The organism is Burkholderia latens, from assembly GCF_902499045.1.
GTDB classification, from domain to species: Bacteria; Pseudomonadota; Gammaproteobacteria; order Burkholderiales; family Burkholderiaceae; genus Burkholderia; species Burkholderia latens.
Map to the genome: position 1 here is coordinate 1 of NZ_CABVPL010000003.1, position 18,720 is coordinate 18,720.

Annotated in this window: 15 protein-coding genes; 9 read left to right on the plus strand and 6 right to left on the minus strand. The window is 67.8% G+C overall.

The genetic code is table 11. The features are described from left to right. Window positions 1–887, plus strand: an 887-nt coding sequence (locus BSE24067_RS02625; protein WP_174904686.1) for a lipase secretion chaperone, incomplete at its 5' end; no start/stop codon positions are given. Window positions 888–938: 51 nt separating this feature from the next. On the opposite strand, the gene pdxR is transcribed toward BSE24067_RS02625, so the two are convergent. Beyond that, on the minus strand, window positions 939–2,462 hold the full coding sequence (gene pdxR / locus BSE24067_RS02630; RefSeq protein ID WP_151062434.1) for a MocR-like pyridoxine biosynthesis transcription factor PdxR: 1,524 nt from the start codon (window positions 2,460–2,462) through the stop codon (window positions 939–941). Window positions 2,463–2,649: 187 nt separating this feature from the next. Between pdxR and BSE24067_RS02635 the strand changes: the two genes are divergently transcribed. From BSE24067_RS02635 to BSE24067_RS02655, 5 genes are all read left to right on the plus strand, one after another. After that, on the plus strand, window positions 2,650–3,744 hold the full coding sequence (locus BSE24067_RS02635) for an ABC transporter ATP-binding protein (RefSeq protein WP_151062433.1): 1,095 nt from the start codon (window positions 2,650–2,652) through the stop codon (window positions 3,742–3,744). A gap of 76 nt (window positions 3,745–3,820) precedes the next feature. Further along, window positions 3,821–4,867, plus strand: coding sequence for an ABC transporter substrate-binding protein (locus BSE24067_RS02640; protein ID WP_151062432.1), 1,047 nt, complete (start codon window positions 3,821–3,823; stop codon window positions 4,865–4,867). A gap of 102 nt (window positions 4,868–4,969) precedes the next feature. Beyond that, window positions 4,970–6,235, plus strand: a complete 1,266-nt coding sequence (locus BSE24067_RS02645; RefSeq protein ID WP_170297396.1) for an ABC transporter permease — start codon at window positions 4,970–4,972, stop codon at window positions 6,233–6,235. Window positions 6,236–6,272: 37 nt separating this feature from the next. After that, window positions 6,273–7,109 carry an ABC transporter permease gene (locus BSE24067_RS02650; protein WP_151062430.1) on the plus strand — a complete coding sequence of 279 codons (837 nt, stop codon included), beginning with the start codon at window positions 6,273–6,275 and terminating at the stop codon, window positions 7,107–7,109. 248 nt (window positions 7,110–7,357) lie between these two features. Then, window positions 7,358–8,791, plus strand: a complete 1,434-nt coding sequence (locus BSE24067_RS02655) for an MFS transporter (RefSeq protein ID WP_151062429.1) — start codon at window positions 7,358–7,360, stop codon at window positions 8,789–8,791. Window positions 8,792–8,862: 71 nt separating this feature from the next. Here the strand turns inward: BSE24067_RS02655 and BSE24067_RS02660 are convergent, their stop codons facing one another. After that, window positions 8,863–10,602: a S53 family peptidase gene (locus BSE24067_RS02660; RefSeq protein ID WP_151062428.1), complete on the minus strand. Its 1,740-nt coding sequence runs from the start codon at window positions 10,600–10,602 to the stop codon at window positions 8,863–8,865. A 714-nt stretch (window positions 10,603–11,316) separates the two neighbouring features. Here BSE24067_RS02660 and BSE24067_RS02665 point away from each other — a divergent pair. From BSE24067_RS02665 to BSE24067_RS02675, 3 genes are read left to right on the plus strand one after another with little or no spacing between them, the layout of a single operon-like run. Beyond that, on the plus strand, window positions 11,317–11,640 hold the full coding sequence (locus tag BSE24067_RS02665; protein WP_151062427.1) for an ArsR/SmtB family transcription factor: 324 nt from the start codon (window positions 11,317–11,319) through the stop codon (window positions 11,638–11,640). Further along, window positions 11,637–12,068 carry an SRPBCC family protein gene (locus tag BSE24067_RS02670; protein WP_151062426.1) on the plus strand — a complete coding sequence of 144 codons (432 nt, stop codon included), beginning with the start codon at window positions 11,637–11,639 and terminating at the stop codon, window positions 12,066–12,068. Before BSE24067_RS02665 ends, BSE24067_RS02670 begins: the two co-directional genes overlap by 4 nt. Then, window positions 12,065–12,505, plus strand: a complete 441-nt coding sequence (locus tag BSE24067_RS02675) for a DUF1801 domain-containing protein (protein WP_151062425.1) — start codon at window positions 12,065–12,067, stop codon at window positions 12,503–12,505. Before BSE24067_RS02670 ends, BSE24067_RS02675 begins: the two co-directional genes overlap by 4 nt. A 176-nt stretch (window positions 12,506–12,681) precedes the next feature. On the opposite strand, the gene acnA is transcribed toward BSE24067_RS02675, so the two are convergent. From acnA to BSE24067_RS02695, 4 genes are all read right to left on the minus strand, one after another. Further along, window positions 12,682–15,399 (minus strand): aconitate hydratase AcnA, encoded by a 2,718-nt coding sequence (gene acnA / locus BSE24067_RS02680; RefSeq protein WP_151062424.1) that lies wholly within the window; start codon window positions 15,397–15,399, stop codon window positions 12,682–12,684. Between the two features lie 52 nt (window positions 15,400–15,451). After that, window positions 15,452–16,903, minus strand: coding sequence for a bifunctional 2-methylcitrate dehydratase/aconitate hydratase (locus BSE24067_RS02685; protein ID WP_151062423.1), 1,452 nt, complete (start codon window positions 16,901–16,903; stop codon window positions 15,452–15,454). A 22-nt stretch (window positions 16,904–16,925) separates the two neighbouring features. Continuing rightward, complete coding sequence (locus BSE24067_RS02690; RefSeq protein ID WP_151062422.1) at window positions 16,926–17,435, minus strand: hypothetical protein; 510 nt, start codon at window positions 17,433–17,435, stop codon at window positions 16,926–16,928. A gap of 223 nt (window positions 17,436–17,658) precedes the next feature. Further along, the gene (locus tag BSE24067_RS02695) at window positions 17,659–18,663 is read right to left on the minus strand and encodes an HpcH/HpaI aldolase/citrate lyase family protein (RefSeq protein ID WP_151062421.1); all 1,005 of its coding nucleotides are present in this window, start codon (window positions 18,661–18,663) and stop codon (window positions 17,659–17,661) included. Window positions 18,664–18,720 lie beyond the last annotated feature (57 nt).

Genomic DNA, 18,720 nt, shown 5'->3' on the forward strand with positions numbered 1-18,720 from the left:
CGGCCGGCGCGAGCGCGGCGGCGGTCGTGCCGCAGTCCGTTTTGCCGGCGAGCGCCGGGCTGCCGTCATCGCTGGCGGGGTCCAGCGCGCCGCGGCTGCCGCTCGATGCCGGCGGCCATCTGGCCAAGTCGCGCGCGGTGCGCGATTTCTTCGACTATTGCCTGACCGCGCAAAGCGACCTGAATGCGACTGCGCTCGACGCGCTCGTCGTGCGTGAGATCGCCGCGCAGCTCGACGGCACGCGCGCGCAGCCCGAGGCGCTCGACGTCTGGCATCGATATCGCGCATATCTCGATGCGCTCGCGAAACTGCCGCAGGCCGGTGCGGTCGACAAGTCCGATCCCGGCGCGCTGCAGCTCGCGCTCGACCAGCGCGCGTCGATCGCGTACCGGACGCTCGGCGACTGGAGCCAGACGTTCTTCGGTGCGGAGCAGTGGCGGCAGCGCTACGATCTCGCGCGGCTGAAGATTGCGCAGGACCGCACGCTCACAGACGCGCAGAAGGCGGAGCGGCTCGCGGCGCTCGCGCAGCAGATGCCGGCCGACGAACGCGCGGCGCAACAGAAGGCCGACCGGCAGCGCGCCGCGATCGACCAGATCGCGCAGTTGCAGAGGAGCGGGGCGACACCCGACGCGATGCGCGCGCAGCTGACGCAGACGCTCGGCCCCGAAGCGGCGGCGCGCGTCGCGCAGATGCAGCAGGACGATGCGTCGTGGCAGAGCCGCTATGCGGACTATGCGGTGCAGCGCGCGCAGATCGGCGCGGCCGGGTTGCCGGCGCAGGAGCGCGATGCGCAGATCGTCGCGCTGCGGCAGCGCATCTTCACGAAGCCCGGCGAAGCGGTGCGTGCGGCGTCGCTCGACCGCGGCGCGGCCGCCGCGCAATAACGCAGGCAATTACACAGGCAATCACACAGGCAATCACGCGCCCGCACGCGCTCACGCCGCGTGCGTGAATTGCCGCGGCAGATGCCGTTCGATCGTCATCGCAAGCGTATCGAACGCGGGGCCGATGCGCTCGTGCGCGACGCACGCATAGCCGAGCAGCAGCCCGCGGCGCGCGGTGTCCCGGCAGCTGTAGTAGCTGGTCAGCGGGCGCACGATCACGCCGGCGTCGAACGCGCTTTGCGTGACCGCGCGATCGTCGCACGCATCGGGCAGGCCGAGCACGAGATGCAGCCCGGCCTCGTCGCCCATCACGGGCAGCGCGTCGCCGAAGCGTGCATGAATCGCATCGATCAGCAATTGCCGGCGCTCGCCGTACAGCGTGCGCATGCGCCTCACGTGCGACGTCAGGTGCCCGTCCATGATGAATTCGGCGAGCACGGCCTGCTGCATCAGCTGGCCCTCGCGATACAGCTCCGACAGCCCGGTGCGGAACGTGTCGACCAGATGCTCGGGCACCACCATGTAGCCCATCCGCAGGCCCGGGAACAGCATCTTGCCGAGGCTGCCGACGTAGATCACGCGGCCGCCGTCGTCGAGGCCCTGCAGCGACGCGAGCGGGCGGCTGCCGTAGCGGAACTCGCTGTCGTAGTCGTCCTCGATGATCCAGCAGCGGTGCTGGCGCGCGTATTCGAGCAGCATCCGGCGCCGCGCGAGGCTCATCACCATCCCGAGCGGATACTGGTGCGACGGCGTGACGAGCACGAGCCGCGGCGGTTGCTGCATGTCGCTCGCGCTCGGATCGATCCCTTCCTGGTCGACCGGCACCGGCGTCAGCGCGAGGCCGGTCGCCTGCAGCACGCTGCGCACGCCCCAGTAGCACGGCTCCTCGACCCATGCGCGATCGCCGATGTCGGACAGCAGCCGCACCGCGAGATCGATCGACTGGTGGATGCCCGTCGTGATGATCACCTGGTCCGGCGAGCATTTGACCGACCGCGCGACGCGCAGATAGTCGGCAAGCGCGCGGCGCAGCGGCCGGTAGCCGCCGCCCGGCGCATAGGTCAGCAGCTCCGGATTCGCTTCCTTCCACAGGCGCGCCTGCAGGCGGCTCCACGTGCGGCTCGGGAATTCCGACACGTCGGGCACGCCCGGCATGAACGCGCCCCACTGGCGCCGCGACACGCCCGCATGCTCGATCAGCTGGCGGCCGCGCATCGACAGGCCGCCATGCGCGTCCGGCAGCGGGGTCGCGCCGCCAGCGGCCTGCGGCGGCGCGGCGCCCGGCGCATGGATCGCGGCCGCGTCCGGGCGCGTGTCCGCCACGTAGGTGCCGCTGCCGGTGGTCGTCAGCACGTAGCCTTCGGCGGTCAGCTGGTCGTACACGTGCAGCACGGTATTGCGCGCGATCGACAGGTCGGCTGCGAGCGTGCGTGAGCTGGGAAGCTTTGTCCCTGGCCCCAATTCTCCAGTGAGAATCGCTTGCTGCATCTGTTGCAGCAGTTGCCGGTACATCGGTTCGGACGAGCTGCGGTCGAGACGGGCGGACAGCCAGTCGGCGAGGATCACGGTATCCAAAGTGGTCCTACTAGGAATATTGAAATGGTTCCCTAGTATAGAACCGTGCGGGCCGTATAGTCGGTCCATCTCGCAAGAAAGCGCCGGGCCGCCCCGGGTTTTCTTGACCCCGCGGGGGGCCTGGCGCGCAGCGGCAGGTTTCGGGGCATTGATAAACGTTTTGTCGCGCAGCAAGGGGACAGCCACGATGAAGTCCGATGATGTGATCGTCAGCTTTCGCGGCGTGCGGAAGACCTATGACGGCGAGACGCTGGTCGTCAAATCGCTCGACCTCGACATCCGCCGGGGGGAATTCCTGACGCTGCTCGGGCCGTCCGGCTCGGGCAAGACCACCTGCCTGATGATGCTGGCGGGCTTCGAGTTCCCGACGGGCGGCGAGATCCGCCTCGACGGCGAGCTGCTGAACTCCGTGCCGCCGCACAAGCGCAACATCGGCATGGTGTTCCAGAACTACGCGCTGTTTCCGCATCTGACGGTCGAGCAGAACGTCGCGTATCCGCTGACGGTGCGCAAGCTGCCGGCCGGCGAGCGCGCGGAGCGCGTCGCGCATGCGCTGAAGATGGTGCAGATGGAACGCTTCGCGAAGCGCTACCCCGCGCAGCTGTCGGGCGGCCAGCAGCAGCGCATCGCACTCGCGCGCGCGCTCGTGTTCGAGCCGAAGCTCGTGCTGATGGACGAGCCGCTCGGCGCGCTCGACAAGCAGCTGCGCGAACACATGCAATACGAGCTGAAGGCGCTGCACGAGAAGCTCGGCGTGACCTTCGTGTACGTGACGCACGACCAGGGCGAGGCGCTGACGATGTCCGATCGCGTCGCCGTGTTCGACAAGGGCATCGTGCAGCAGCTCGATACCGTCGATCGTCTTTACGAATCGCCGTGCAACGAGTTCGTCGCGAACTTCATCGGCGACAGCAACCGGCTGCGCGGCACCATCGCGCGCGTCGACGGCGAATTCTGCGAATTCCGGCTCGACGACGGCACGCAGCTCGTCGGACGCCGCATCGGCGACGCGGCCGAAGGCGCGCCGGCCGTTGCATGCATCCGCCCGGAGCGCATGAGCCTCGCGAACGGCCACCTGAACGGCGGCGCCGCGAACCGCGTGACCGGCGAGGCGCGCAGCCTCATCTATTTCGGCGACCACGTGCGCATGCGCTGCGCGTTGCCGGGCCAGGACGAATGCTTCGTGAAGGTGCCGCTCGGCACGGGCGCGCTCGACGCGTTCGCGCCCGGCGCGCCGGTATCGCTCGCGTTCTCGCCCGAGCACCTGCGCGTGTTCGCGTGACGCAGAGTTTCCCGTTTTTCCGCAGCACGTCGTCAACAACAACGCCCACTTCCACCACGAGAGGAGAGGAACCATCATGAACGGAGCAAACTCCACCGCGCGTCGTACCGCACTCGCCCTGGCGCTCGCCGTCGTCGGCGCATCGGCCGCGGCGGCCGAACTCACCGTCGTCAACTTCGGCGGCGCGAACGGCGACGCGCAGAAGGCCGCGTTCAACCAGCCGTTCGAGAAGGCGACCGGCAACAAGGTCACGGCCGTCGAGTACAACGGCGAGCAGGCGAAAGTGAAGGCGATGGTCGAGGCGAAGCACGTCAACTGGGACGTGGTCGAAGTCGAATCGGGCGACCTGAACCGCGGCTGCGACGAAGGGCTGTACGAAAAGCTCGACTGGTCGAAGATCGCGAAGAAATCCGACCTGATTCCGGAAGCGCCGCAGGTGTGCGGCGTCGGCTTCTTCGTGTGGTCGACCGCGCTGTCGTACAACGCGGACAAGCTGAAGACCGCGCCGACCGGCTGGGCCGATTTCTGGAACGTGAAGAAATTCCCCGGCAAGCGCGGGATGCGCAAGGGCGCGCGCTACAACCTCGAGTTCGCGCTGATGGCCGACGGCGTCGCGACGAAGGACGTGTACAAGGTGCTCGGCACGAAGGCCGGCCAGGACCGCGCGTTCAAGAAGCTCGACGAGCTGAAGCCGTACATCCAGTGGTGGGAAGCCGGCGCGCAGCCGCCGCAGTTCCTGGTGGCCGGCGACGTCGTGATGTCGACCGCGTACAACGGCCGCATCGACGCCGCGCAGAAGGAAGGCAAGAACCTGAAGGTCGTGTGGAACGGCAGCATCTACGACCTCGACTATTGGGCGATTCCGAAGGGCTCGCCGAACAAGGCGCTCGCCGAGCAGTACATCGCGTACACGCTGACGCCGAAGCCGCAACAGGCGTATGCACAGCACATCGCGTACGGTCCGGCGAACGTCGCGGCGATCAAGTCGCTCGACGCGAAGACGCTCGCGAACCTGCCGAACTCGCCGGCCAACGGCAAGAACGCGGTGCTGGAGGACATCGGCTTCTGGACCGACCACAGCGACGAGCTGGAGCAGCGCTTCGCCGCGTGGGCGACGAAGTAACCGCTACTCAGGTGTCCTGATGCAACCTGCCGCGCGGCGCGCCGAACGCGTCGCGCGGCATTCCGCCGGATCGAGCCCGGCCGGAGAGAACCGTTGAACACGATGACGATCGCTCCTTCCTCGCCGTCCACAGTGGCGCTCAAGCGCGAACTGAAAGCCGCCGAGGCCCGCAAGCGCACGATGGCGCTGCTGCTGATCGCGCCGCTCGCGATCTTCCTGCTGCTCATCTTCGTCGTGCCGATCGGCACGCTGCTCACGCGCGCGGTGCAGAACCCCGAGATCGCGACCGCGCTGCCGCACACGGTCGCCGCGCTGGCGGACTGGGACCGCAAGGCGCCGCCGCCGGACGCCGCGTATGCCGCGCTCGCGGCCGACATGACGAAGGTCGCCGACAGCGAGGCGATGGGCGCGCTCGCGCGGCGCCTGAACACCGAGATTCCCGGCTACCGCTCGCTCGTCGCGAAGACGGCGCGTGCGATGCCGCTGAAGGGCGACGGTGACGCGGGCGACGCGGCGCTGACGCCCGCGCAGACGCGCACGAAACTGATCGACCTCGATGCGCGCTGGGGCGATGCCGCGTACTGGCAGGCGATCGCGAAGAACGGCAGCCAGGTGTCGCCGTTCTACCTGCTCGCCGCGCTCGACCACAAACAGGACGGCTTCGGCCATATCGTGCAGGCGGACCCGGACCAGTCGATCTATCTCGCGATCTTCGGCCGCACGTTCGTGATCGGCGTCGCCGTCACGCTGTTCGCGCTGCTGCTCGGCTATCCGCTCGCGTACTGGATCTCGACGCTGTCGGAGCGCCGCGCGAATCTCGTGATGATCCTCGTGCTGATTCCGTTCTGGACGTCGGTGCTGGTGCGCGTCGCCGCGTGGATCGTGCTGCTGCAAAGCGAAGGGCTCGTGAACAAGGCGCTGATCGGCAGCGGGCTGATCTCGCATCCGCTGACGCTGCTGTTCAACCGTGTCGGCGTGTACATCTCGATGACGCACATCCTGCTGCCGTTCATGATCCTGCCGCTTTACAGCGTGATGAAGTCGATCCCGCCCACCTACCAGCGCGCGGCGGTGTCGCTCGGCAGCCATCCGTTCGCCGCGTTCTGGCGCGTGTACGTGCCGCAGACCTATCCGGGCGTCGGCGCCGGCGCGCTGCTCGTGTTCATCCTCGCGATCGGCTACTACATCACGCCCGCGCTGCTCGGCGGGCCGAACGACCAGATGGTCAGCTACTACGTCGCTTACTTCACGAACGTGACGATCAACTGGGGCATGGCGTGTGCGCTCGGCGGGCTGCTGCTCGCGGCGACGCTCGTGCTGTATGCGGTGTACGGGCGCTTCACGCGCACCAACGTGAGCCTCGGCTGAGCGCCGGGCACAGGGAAACGGGAAGGGGATGCCGACCATGAAATTCGCCAGGCCGCTGTTCGCGCCGCACATGTCGTTCGTCGAGCGCGCGTGGTACGTCGCGCTGCGCGTGCTCGTCGTGCTCACGCTGCTGTACCTGATCCTGCCGGTGCTCGCGATCGTGCCGCTGTCGTTCTCGTCGAGCACGTTCCTCGTGTATCCGATTCCGGGCTTCTCGACGCGCTGGTACGAGAACCTGATCGCGTCCGACGAATGGCGGATGGCCGCGAAGAACAGCTTCATCGTCGCGCCGTCGGCGACCGTCGTCGCGACCGTGCTCGGCACGCTCGCCGCGATCGGCCTCACGAAAGCCGACTTCCGCGGCAAGGGGCTGCTGATGGCCGTGCTGCTGTCGCCGATGATCGTGCCCGTCGTCGTGGTCGGCGTCGGCATGTACCTGTTTTTCGCGCCGCTCGGGCTCGCGAATACGTACACGGGGCTGATCGCCGCGCACGCGGCGCTCGGCGTGCCGTTCGTCGTGACGACGGTCGCGGCCACGCTGCAAGGCTTCAACCAGAACCTGGTGCGTGCGAGCCTGTCGCTCGGCGCGAATCCCGTCACGACGTTCTTCCGCGTGACGCTGCCGGTGATCGCGCCGGGTGTGATGTCGGGCGCGCTGTTCGCGTTCGCGACGTCGTTCGACGAAGTCGTCGTCACGCTGTTCCTCGCGGGCGCGGACCAGACGACGCTGCCGCGCCAGATGTTCACCGGGATCCGCGAGAACATCAGCCCGACGATCGCCGCGCTCGCGACGATCCTGATCATCTTCTCGACGAGCCTGCTGCTCGCGCTCGAATGGCTGCGCGGACGCAACGCGCGGCGCGCGGTGACGTAACGGCGTGCATACGCGACGTTCGGCGTGTGGTGCCGACCGTTGCGCTCCCAACGACATCGCGCACGCGGTGCGGTGCGCTGCGCGCAAGCTTTCGTTTCGCTGACTGACGACGCGGTCGCCTGCACGTTCGATGCGGCTCTGCAACAATACGGGTCGCGGCGTCGCGCGTTCCGTTCGTGTCGACGGAGTGCCGGTGCCGCGCCGCTCAATCCGCGACGCCGCGCGTCGCTCGTCAGCCGAGCCTCATCTTGTCCGAACTCGCTTCTTCCGCCGGCGCCCGCGAGCCGGCCGTCAACTGGCGCGCGATGTCCGCCGTGCTGCTCGCCGTCGCGCTCGCGACGCTCGACACCGCGATCGCGAACACCGCGCTGCCCGCGATCGCCGCCGACCTGCACGCGTCGCCCGCCGCGTCGGTATGGATCATCAACGCGTATCAGCTCGCGATGGTCGCGACGCTGCTGCCGTTCGCGTCGCTCGGCGACATCGTCGGCCACAAGCGCGTGTATGTCGCCGGGCTCGCGGTGTTCACGCTCGCGTCGCTCGGCTGCTCGCTCGCGGCGACGCTGCCGCAGCTGACGGCCGCGCGGATCGTGCAGGGCTTCGGCGCGAGCGCCATCATGAGCGTGAACGTCGCGCTGATCCGCAACCTGTTCCCCGCGCACCGGCTCGGGCGCGGCGTCGGCTTCAACGCGCTCGTCGTCGGCGTGTCGTTCGCGGTCGGGCCGACGATCGCGTCGCTGATCCTGTCGATGGCCGCGTGGCCATGGCTGTTCGCGGTCAACGTGCCGCTCGGCGTGCTCGCGCTCGCCGTCGCGATTCCGTCGCTGCCGCGGACGGCGCGCGGCAAGCACGCATTCGATCCGCTCGCCGCGCTGTTCAACGTGATCTGTTTCGCGTCGCTGATCTTCGCGCTCGGCGAATTCGCGCAGCGCGGGCCGTTGTCGGTCGTGTTCGCGGCCGCCGCCGTCGCGCTCGCGTTCGGCTGGATGCTGATTCGCCGGCAGGCCGGGCACCCGGCGCCGATGCTGCCGGTCGACCTGTTTCGCCGCCCGGTATTCACGTTGTCCGCGCTGACGGCCGTGTGCGCGTTCGCCGCGCAGGGGCTCGCGTTCGTGTCGCTGCCGTTCTATTTCGAAACCGTCCTGCATCGCAATGCGGTGGAAACGGGCTTCCTGATGACGCCGTGGTCGGCGATCGTCGCGCTCGCCGCGCCGATCGCGGGCCGGCTGTCCGATCGTTATCCGCCCGGCTTGCTCGGTGCGATCGGGCTCGCGCTGCTGAGCGCGGGGATGGTGTCGCTCGCTGCGCTGCCGGCGGCGCCGGGCGTCATCGACATCGGCTGGCGGATGATGCTGTGCGGCGCGGGCTTCGGCTTCTTCCAGTCGCCGAACCTGAAGGCGCTGATGTCGAGCGCGCCGCCCGAGCGTAGCGGCGGCGCGAGCGGGATCATCGCGACCGCGCGGCTGATCGGGCAGGCGACCGGCGCCGCGCTCGTCGCGCTGTCGTTCGGGATTGCGGGGCGGCACGGGCCGACGCTCGCGCTGATGCTCGGTGCGGGCTTCGCTGGCGCGGCGAGCGTCGCGAGCGGGCTGCGGCTCTTCGCGCCGTCGCACCGGGCCGGCGCGCCCGTCGCGTCGGTTCCGGTGAACGAGCAGCGCGCGACGGAGCAGGGCTCCGCATGAACCCGGTGCCGGAAAACCACCCGGCCGGCGCGCGATGAAACGCCACCGCGCGCCGTCACGTCACGTCACGCTCAGAAGCCGCCCGTCTGGATCAGCTTGTTGAGGTTCGAGATGTTCAGGCTGCCGAAGCCGGTCGGATAATCCCAGCCGGTGCCTGCGGTGTAGCCATATCCCTGATAACCGTTGTTCCCCGACACGACGTCGTAGCGCACGAGCGACGGATTCGACGGAATGTCCGCATAGAACTTCGCGGCCGGGAAACCGAGGCCCGTGCCGTTCGCCGCGAGCAGACGCGCCCAGAAGCCGGTGAAGATCGGCGCGGCGAGGCTCGTGCCGCCGATCTGCTGCAGCTGGCCGTAGTTGTAGATGTACGCGCCCGTGCTCTGCGCGGCGTCGAACGACACGTCGGGCAGCCGGCGGTTGCTGCCCGACTGCCACGACGGCGCCGGCAGGATCGAGCTGACGCCGCCGCCCGTTGCCCATAGCTTGCCGTTGCCGTCGAGGCCTTCGTTCCAGACCGTTTCGTTCGAGAATGCGCCGGCCGACGTCGTGTACAGCGTCGTGCCGCCGATCGCGAGCACGTGCGGCGACGCGGCCGGCCACGACACCGTGTAGTTCGCGCCGTCCGGATAGCCGCGGTTGTTGCATTCGTACACGCCTTCGTCGCCCGACGACACCGAGAACGTCTGGCCTTGCGCGGCGGCCGTCGTGAAGATCTGTTCCTCGGCATCGAGCGTGCCGTCCGCGTCCGCATCCGTCTCGCACCAGCCGAGCGACACGTTGATCACCTTCGCGGTGTTGTCCGACACCGCGCGATTGAACGCCTGCGTGAGCCCGGTGTTGCCGGCTGCGTTCAGGTCCGCCATATAGAACACGAGCTTGCCGACCTGGCCGCCGGCCGAACCGACGATCGACTGGCTGTCGAGATCCCATTCGCCCTGGCCGTCCTGGTCGTCACTGTAGCTGCCGGACGTGCCGGTTCCGTTGGTCTTCACGGTCTGCGTCGTGACCGTGCCGTAACCGTTGCTCGACGTGAACTGCTTCAGGTCCTGCAGCGTTTGCGACACGCCGCCGATCGTGATGATCCCGACCGTCACGCCGGCCGCGGTCGGCACGCCCGTCGCGTTGTAAAGGCCCGGGAATTCCTTCGGATAGTGGCCGGTGGCCGTGCCGGCCGCGAGCGCCTGCGGCTTCGCGACGTTGCCGATACGCAGCATCGGCCGTGCGCGTGCGACGTTCTGCAGGCCGAGCACGGAGCCGACGACGTCGCCGAGCGCGCGCGGCACCTGCGCGGCCGACGCGTTCGCGAAGCCGGAGCGGCCCGCGTACTCGAAATGCACGAGCGACGTGTTGAACGCGGCCTTCACGGTGCCGGCCGTGCCGCGCGCGGACACCAGCAGCCGGTTCGGCGCGACCTCGATGTTCACGAACCCGCTCTTGCGCAGATAGTCGACGACCGACTTCACCTGCGCTTCGGTCGGCGCGTAGTTCGCGAGGAACTGCGCGGGCGTCAGGTACTGGCGATAGTGCGCGTTGCCGGGCCGGTTCACGTCGTGCGCGAGTTGCTTGAGCTGCGCGGCATTGCGCAGCTTCAGGCTGACGACGACGTCGGTCGTCTCGCCGGCCGCGAGTTCGAGCGACGGCGCTGCGCTGCGCGCCATCAGTTGCGGGCCGGTCAGAAAGGCCTTCGTGTGGGTGTCGACCCAGTCCGTCGCCGCATGCGCGGCACCGGCCGCGAACACGAGCGGCCACGCGCACGCGAGGCGGCGGGGCGACGGAAGGGGAAGGGCAAACCGGGCGTTCCTTTTCATCGGGAGTCCTTTTTAGGAGAGACGACGTTGCTGGAAGCCCCGGCCCTTGTGGGGCCGCGAGCGGTGACGAGCGTAGGGCGTCGGTGCCGTTCAGGTAGCTGGCAGTTTCCATAGCTGTCAGTTCTGACATCGGCGTGCCCGCGCGCCTGCGATGTGCGGTTCAGGCATGCGGCAGCGGCGGCCGGCAAAGGGAACCGGTTCGCTGCGCGGTCGCGCGATGGTCCGCGACGTTTGCGCGCGCGACGCGTTCGTTGCGGTATCGGAATGCGCGCGATCGCGGCGCGCATCGTCGGGTGCGTGCATCGCCGGCTCGTGGCTGCGGGCGCGTCGCAAGTCGCACTATTTGGTCAAGCGCTGTAGCTGCGTGCACGCGACGACATCGGGGTACGCAGATGCACAAAAACGGCGCTCGTCGAACGTGCGGGTTTCCCGAACTGTGGAACAGCGCCTCGGCGAGTCTTGCAGCGTGCTTTCGGTTCGCGGGTCGCGTCACCGGATTAGAGTAATTGCTCGAATGCCGCTGGCGCGGCCGTACCGGCGGGCGCCTGCTGTCCATCGCAAGCCGGCGCGCCGCCGTTCGGTCAGCCACGGCGCAGCCACGGCGAACCGGGTACGCGTCACCGGCGACCGGCGTCCCCCCGCGAAATTCCTCCTTGACGCCCGCCAATCAGCCGCTATCCTTCAACCCATAACCATCAGGTTATGAATTCAACCATGCAAAACGCTCACGACATGCTGTTCCGGACACTCGCGGATCCCACCCGCCGCGCGCTCTTCGAGCGGCTGTGCGCGGAAGGCGAACTGACGGTGGCCGCGCTGACGGCCCACGCAGGCGTGTCGCAGCCGGCGGTATCGAAGCATCTGGGCGTACTGAAGCAGGCCGGGCTCGTGAGCGACCGCCACGAAGGCCGGCAGACGCACTACAGCGCGCAGCCGCAGGCGCTGACTCCGTTGATCGACTGGACCAGCCAGATGGCCGGCTTCTGGCAGAACCGGTTCGACGCTCTCGAAGATCTGCTGAAGAGGATGGATCAATGAACCAGGCCACTACCGAAACGCGTACCGTCGTCGTCGAACGGGAACTGTCGCATCCGCCGGAGAAGATCTGGCGCGCGCTCACGCAGCCGCACCTGATCGACGCGTGGCTGATGAAGAGCGATTTCGAGCCGGTCGCGGGCCGCGCGTTCAGCTTTCACGCGGACTGGGGCTCGGTCGACTGCACGGTGCTGACGATCGAGCCGCAGCGCGTGCTGTCCTATACGTGGGCCGCCTATGGCCTCGAAAGCGTCGTCACGTGGACGCTCACGCCGACGCCGAGCGGCACGCTGTTGCGGATGGAGCAGGCCGGGTTCCGCACGGATCAGGAGCAGGCCTACCGCGGTGCGCAGCACGGGTGGGCGCAGTTCTTCGCGTCGCTCGAACAGGTGCTCGCGCGTCCCGATGAAGGCACGGAGGCCCGCGCATGAGCACCGCCGACCTCACGCCGTCGGAGCGCATCGACGCGTTGATCGCCGGGATCGGCGACTGGCGCGGGAAAACCTTCGCGGACCTGCGCCAGACGATCCTCGACGCACAGCCGGGCATCGTCGAGGAATGGAAGTGGATGGGCAGCCCCGTGTGGTCGTGCGACGGGATGATCGCGGTCGCGAACGCGCACAAGGGCAAGGTGAAGCTCACGTTCATGCATGGCGCGCACCTGCCCGATCCGGACGGGTTGTTCAACGCGGGCCTTGAAGGCAATGCGCGGCGCGCGATCGATTTCGCCGAAGGCGACAAGCTCGACAAGCCGGCGTTGAAGCGCCTCGTGCGCGCGGCGATCGACTACAACCGCGCGCATCTGAAGAAGAACGCGCGATCGGCTTCCTCCGCGGGCGCGAAGGCGCGAACCAGCAACGCGGCGTGACGCACGAGCCGGATGCCGGCGGCTGACGTCCGGCGAAAGCGGGGCGGCGCCGTGTGATCTGCGCCGCGCCGGCCGCGAACCGGCCGGCACGCAAAAAAAAGCCCGACACGAGGCCGGGCATCCAAATCGGCCGCAGCCGCCGCGAGGCGGCTGCGGCCCCTGCAAAGGCAGGACGCTTACGCTGCGAGCAGCGAGCGCAGCACGAACGGCAGGATCCCGCCGTGCTTGTAGTAGTCGACTTCGATCGGCGTGTCGATGCGCAGCAGCACCGGCACGCGGGTCGTTTCGCCGTTCTTGCGATGGATCACGAGCGTGACGTCCTGCTGCGGCTTGAAGTCGTCGCCGAGGCCTTCGATGTCGTAGGTCTCTTCGCCGGTGATGCCGAGCGACTGCACGCTGTCCGCGCCCTTGAACTGCAGCGGCAGCACACCCATGCCGACGAGGTTCGAGCGGTGGATGCGCTCGAAGCTGCGTGCGATCACGGCCTTCACGCCGAGCAGCTGCGTGCCCTTCGCGGCCCAGTCGCGCGACGAGCCCGTGCCGTACTCTTCGCCTGCGAACACGACGGTCGGCGTGCCGGCGTCGACGTACTTCATCGCCGCATCGTAGATCGACAGCTGTTCGCCGCTCGGCTGGTGAATCGTCAGGCCGCCTTCGACGCGCGTGCCGTCCGCCTTCGCCGGGATCATCAGGTTCTTGATCCGGACGTTCGCGAAGGTGCCGCGCATCATCACGTCGTGGTTGCCGCGGCGCGAGCCGTAGCTGTTGAAGTCGGCCTTCTGCACGCCGTTCTCCTTCAGCCACTTGCCTGCCGGCGAGTCTTCCTTGATGGAGCCTGCCGGGCTGATGTGGTCGGTCGTGACCGAGTCGCCGAAGATGCCCAGTGCGCGTGCACCCTTGACGGTCGGGATCGACGCGGCCGGCTCCATCGAGAAGTCGTTGCCGAAGAACGGCGGCTCCGCGATGTAGGTCGACTTCGGCCAGTCGTAGACCTGACCCGTCTCGCCCTCGATCTTGCTCCAGAGGTCGCCCTTCTTCGTCAGCTTCGAGTAGTTGTCCTCGAACTTCTTCGGATCCAGCGCGAACTTCAGCAGCGCATGGATTTCCTCGCTCGTCGGCCAGATGTCGCCGAGGTAGATGTCGTAGCCGTCCTTGCCCTTGCCGACCGGCTCGGTCATCAGGTCGCGCGTGATGTTGCCGGCGATCGCGTACGCGACGACCAGCGGCGGCGACGCGAGGAAGTTCGCGCGGATGTTCGGGTGGATCCGTGCTTCGAAGTTACGGTTGCCCGACAGCACGGCCGCCGCGACGATGTCGTTCTTCGTGATCGCTTCGTTCAGTTCCGGCGTCAGGTCGCCCGCGTTGCCGATACAGGTCGTGCAGCCGTACGCCGCGACTTCGAAGCCGAGCTTTGCGAGATAGGGCAGCAGGCCCGTCTTCGTCAGGTACTCGGTGACGATGCGCGATCCCGGCGCGAGCGACGTCTTGATGTGCGGCGCGACGGTCAGGCCGGCTTCGACGGCCTTCTTCGCGAGCAGGCCGGCGGCCAGCAGCACGCTCGGGTTCGACGTGTTCGTGCACGACGTGATCGCGGCGATCAGCACGTCGCCGTTCTTCACGTTGACGCCGTTGCTCGTCGTGTACTGCGCGTTCAGGTCCTCCGCCTTCTTCGCGAAGCCGTTTTCCGCGACCGGCTTCGAGAACAGCTCGGTGAACGTCGACTTGACGTTGCCGATCTCGATGCGGTCCTGCGGGCGCTTCGGGCCGGCCAGCGACGGTGCGACCGTCGCGAGGTCGAGCGTCACAGTCTTCGTGTAGTCGATGTCGCCGGCGTTCGGAATGCCGAACAGGTTCTGCGCCTTGAAGTAGTTTTCGAACGCGGCGATCTCGGCCTTCGTGCGGCCCGTGCCTTCGAAGTACTCGATCGTCTTTTCGTCGACCGGGAAGAAGCCCATCGTCGCGCCGTATTCCGGCGCCATGTTGCCGATGGTCGCGCGGTCAGGCAGCGACAGCGAGCGCGTGCCTTCGCCGAAGAACTCGACGAACTTGCCGACGACCTTTTCCTTGCGCAGCATCTCGGTGATCGTCAGCACCAGGTCGGTGGCCGTCACGCCTTCGCGCAGCTTGCCCTTCAGCTCGACGCCGACGACGTCCGGCGTCAGGAAATACACCGGCTGGCCGAGCATGCCCGCTTCAGCCTCGATGCCGCCCACGCCCCAGCCGACCACGCCGATGCCGTTGATCATCGTCGTGTGGCTGTCGGTGCCGACGAGCGTGTCCGGGTAGTACACGGTGTCGCCGCCGTCCGTCTTCTTGTGGACGCCGCGCGCGAGATATTCGAGGTTCACCTGGTGGACGATCCCCACGCCCGGCGGCACGACCTTGAACGTGTCGAACGCCTGCATGCCCCATTTCATGAACTGGTAGCGCTCGTTGTTGCGCTGGAATTCCAGCTTCATGTTCAGGTCGAGCGCGTCCTTCTGGCGGAAGTAGTCGATCTGGACCGAGTGGTCGACGACGAGATCGACCGGCACCAGCGGCTCGATCTTCTTCGGGTTCTTGCCCGTGCGCTCGGCGACACCGCGCATGGCCGCGATGTCGGCGAGCAGCGGCACGCCGGTGAAGTCCTGCAGCACCACACGCGACACCACGAACGGAATCTCGTCGACGCGCTTCGCGGTCGGCTGCCAGTTCGCGAGCTGCTCGATGTGCTCTTCGGTGATCTTCTTGCCGTCGTAGTTGCGCAGCACGGACTCGAGGACGATACGGATCGACACCGGGAGGCGCTCGATCTTCGTCTTCAGTTCCTTGCCGAGCTGCGGCAGCGAGTAGAACTTGCCTTTGCCGGAACCGCTGTCGAATTCCTTGAGGGTCTTGTGGAGATTGTGGGCCATGGTGATTTTCCTGGGTTTAAGGCTAGGAAACAAAGAGTCCTGCATTTGACGGCTATATCACATACAGATCGACGTACTCATTGACCGGCATCGCTTCGAGCTTTGCCTGGTCCAGCGACACGTCGAGAATCGCTTGTTGCTGCTTTGCCGGGAAACGGCGGGCAAGGTTGGTACGGAATTTCTCGATCAGCAGCGGGATGCCGTCCGCACGGCGTCGCTGATGGCCGATCGGGTATTCGACCGTCACTTCGGCAAGCGTCGATCCGTCCGCGAATTCGATCGTCAGCGCATTCGCGATCGAGCGCTTCGCCGGATCATGGTAATCCTTCGTGAACTGCGGGTCCTCGACGCACACGGTTTTCGCGCGCAGCGCGTCGATGCGCGGGTCGGCGGCGACCGCGTCTTCGTAGTCGGCCGCGGTCAGCCGGCCGAACAGCAGCGGCACGGCGACCATGTACTGGATGCAGTGGTCGCGGTCGGCCGGATTCGCGAGCGGCCCCTGCTTGTCGATGATGCGCAGCGCGGCCGCGTGCGTGCGGATCGTGATCCGGCTGATGTCGTCGATCGTGCGGCCCGCCGCGGCAAGCAGCGCGTGCAGCTGCAGCGCGGCCTCGGCGGCCGTCTGCGCGTGAAACTCGGCGGGGAACGCGATCTTGAACAGCACGTTCTCCATCACATACGTGCCGTACGGGCGCTGGAAGCGGAACGGCTGCCCGTTGAACAGCACGTCGTAGAAGCCCCAGGTTTTCGCGGTGAGTGCCGACGGATAGCCCATCTCGCCGGTTTTCGCGATCAGCGCGAGGCGCACCGCGCGGGACGTCGCGTCGCCGGCCGCCCACGATTTGCGCGAACCGGTGTTCGGCGCGTGGCGGTACGTGCGCAACGGATGCCCGTCGACGAATGCGTGGGATACCGCATTGATCAGCTCGTCGCGCGTGAGCCCGAGCAGGCGGCCGACGACGGCCGTCGACGCCACTTTCACGAGCAGCACGTGGTCGAGCCCGACCGCGTTGAATGAATTTTCGAGCGCGAGGCAGCCCTGGATCTCGTGGGCCTGGACCATCGCGACGAGCACGTCGCGCATCGCCAGCGGCTGCCGGCCGGCCGCGACGGCCGTGCGGGACAGCCAGTCGGCCGTCGCCAGGATCCCGCCGAGGTTGTCGGACGGATGCCCCCATTCGGCGGCGAGCCAGGTGTCGTTGAAGTCCAGCCAGCGGATCATCGCGCCGATGTCGAACGCGGCCTGAACCGGATCGAGCTGGAAGGAGGTGCCGGGCACCTTCGCGCCGTTCGGCACGATCGTGCCGGGCACGACGGGGCCGAGCAGCTTGGTGCAGGCGGGGTAGGACAGCGCCTCGAGTCCGCATCCGAGCGTGTCGATCAGGCAATGACGCGCCGTCTCCAGCGCAAGCGCGCTGTCGATGCCGGTGTTCAGCACGTAGTCGACGATATCGACCAGTACCGGATCCGGAGCGGGGCGGACGTTGGAGACCGAGGCGGACATCGAGGGGCCTGGGAGAACGCGCTTAGTTCGTTGCCGGCTTCAGCTCGTTCGACTGCGTCGGCGCTGCGCCGCCCTGTGCCATTTCTGCCGTCATGCACTCGTCGGCGAGACGCTCGCCGCCGTTCGCGTCGCTGAACAGCATCGCCTTGCTCGGGATCACGACGAGCTTGAAGCCTGCGGCCGGATCGTAGAACGTATCCGCGCCCGTCGTCGTCGCTTCGCGCGGCAGCTTGTAGTTTTTCTTCGCCCAGTGGACCGTGACCACCTGGTCGCGCTTCATGTCGCCGGCGAGGTCGAACGACAGGCCTTCCTTGCACGACCACTTGACTGCGCCGTCCGGTACCGGATCGACCTTGGCTGCGGCACGCGCCTGCGCCTTCTTGCTGCGCGGAACGAGGCGCTTCGCCGGTGCCGGGCGCTTGGCCGTCTTCTTCGCGGTCGTTGCCGTGCCCTGCGCGAACGCGCTCGGTGCCGACACCAGCATCGTGGCGGACAACGCGCCGATGGCGGTAGCGATCAGGAGTTTCTTCATGGAGTCAGAACCTTTCGATTATCAGTTGACAAGGGCCGGCAGCTGACACCGCCGGCCGGTTTGAAACTGCACGCGCCCCGGAAGCGCGCAGCGGCCGCTATTTTCACCTATTTGGCCGCGCATATTTCAGGTTTTCGGGCTCCGTTACGTTTTTTGTCGTTTCGCAAACCTGCGGCCGGTTCGCGCTCCCGCGCGTCGATGAAATCCGTGTGTCGGCGCGCGCTCACCGCGCGTCCCCGGCGGCCGGTCCGAACAGCGGCGCGGCCTCGGCCGGCACCGGCTGGCCGGTCGCCTTCGCGCGGCGCAGCACCGACCAGTAATAGCGGTAGCTCGCGCGGTCGTGCAGCGTGTCGCCGTGGCGCGTCGGGCCCCAGTCGGCGGCTTGCGCGGCCAGCAGGATCTCGGCGGCCAGCGCGACCTCGTCGGTGCGCGGCGCGAGCGCGTCGACGATCGGGCGGATCTGCGCGGGATGGATGCTCCACATCCGCGTGAACGCGAATTCGTCGCGCGCGCGGCGGGCGTCGCTCGCGACGACGGCCATGTCGCGCACCTCGGTCGTCACGTTGTGCGACGGCGTCTTGCCGTGCGCGTGGCAGGCCGCCGCGATTTCCAGTTTCGCGCGGCGCACGAGCGGGTGGTCGAACTGGCCGGGCGAGCGCATCGCCGCATCGGGAATCGCGCCGTGATGAGCCGAGACGAAGTCCATCAGGCCGAAGCTCAGCGTGCCGACGAGCGGCAGCGCGGCGAGCGCGGCCGCCTGCGCGAGCGCGCCGTGCGTCTCGACCAGCACGTCGACCGGGATCGGCTGCGCGACGCCGAGCTCGCGGCGCGTGCCTTCGATGAACGCGATCATTTCGGCCGCGTCGGCGGCGTTCGCGATCTTCGGCAGCGTGATGTAGGCCGGCGCGCGCGCGGCGCGCAGCACGATGCGCACGTCGTCGCGCCAGTGGGAATGGGAAAAGTCGTGGATGCGGACGCCGACCCGCCCGAAGCGGTTCCCGGCGCTGCCGAGGATGTCGGCGACGAGCTGCGCGTGCGCCGCTTCCTGGCCGACGGCGGCGCCGTCCTCGCAGTCGAGCGTGATGTCGAACACGGGGCCGAGTTCGGCCTGGAGCGCGAGCGACTTGCGCATCAGCTTCTCGCTGCCCGCGTAGTGATCGCAGCAGGGCAGGATCGCGGGCGGCGACGCCCCGTCGTACAGCACTTGTGCAGGAGTGAGCGCGGACATCTCTTCTACGTCAAGGAAGCGGCCAACGTGGAGAAAATCGGATTCGGGCGCGCTCTG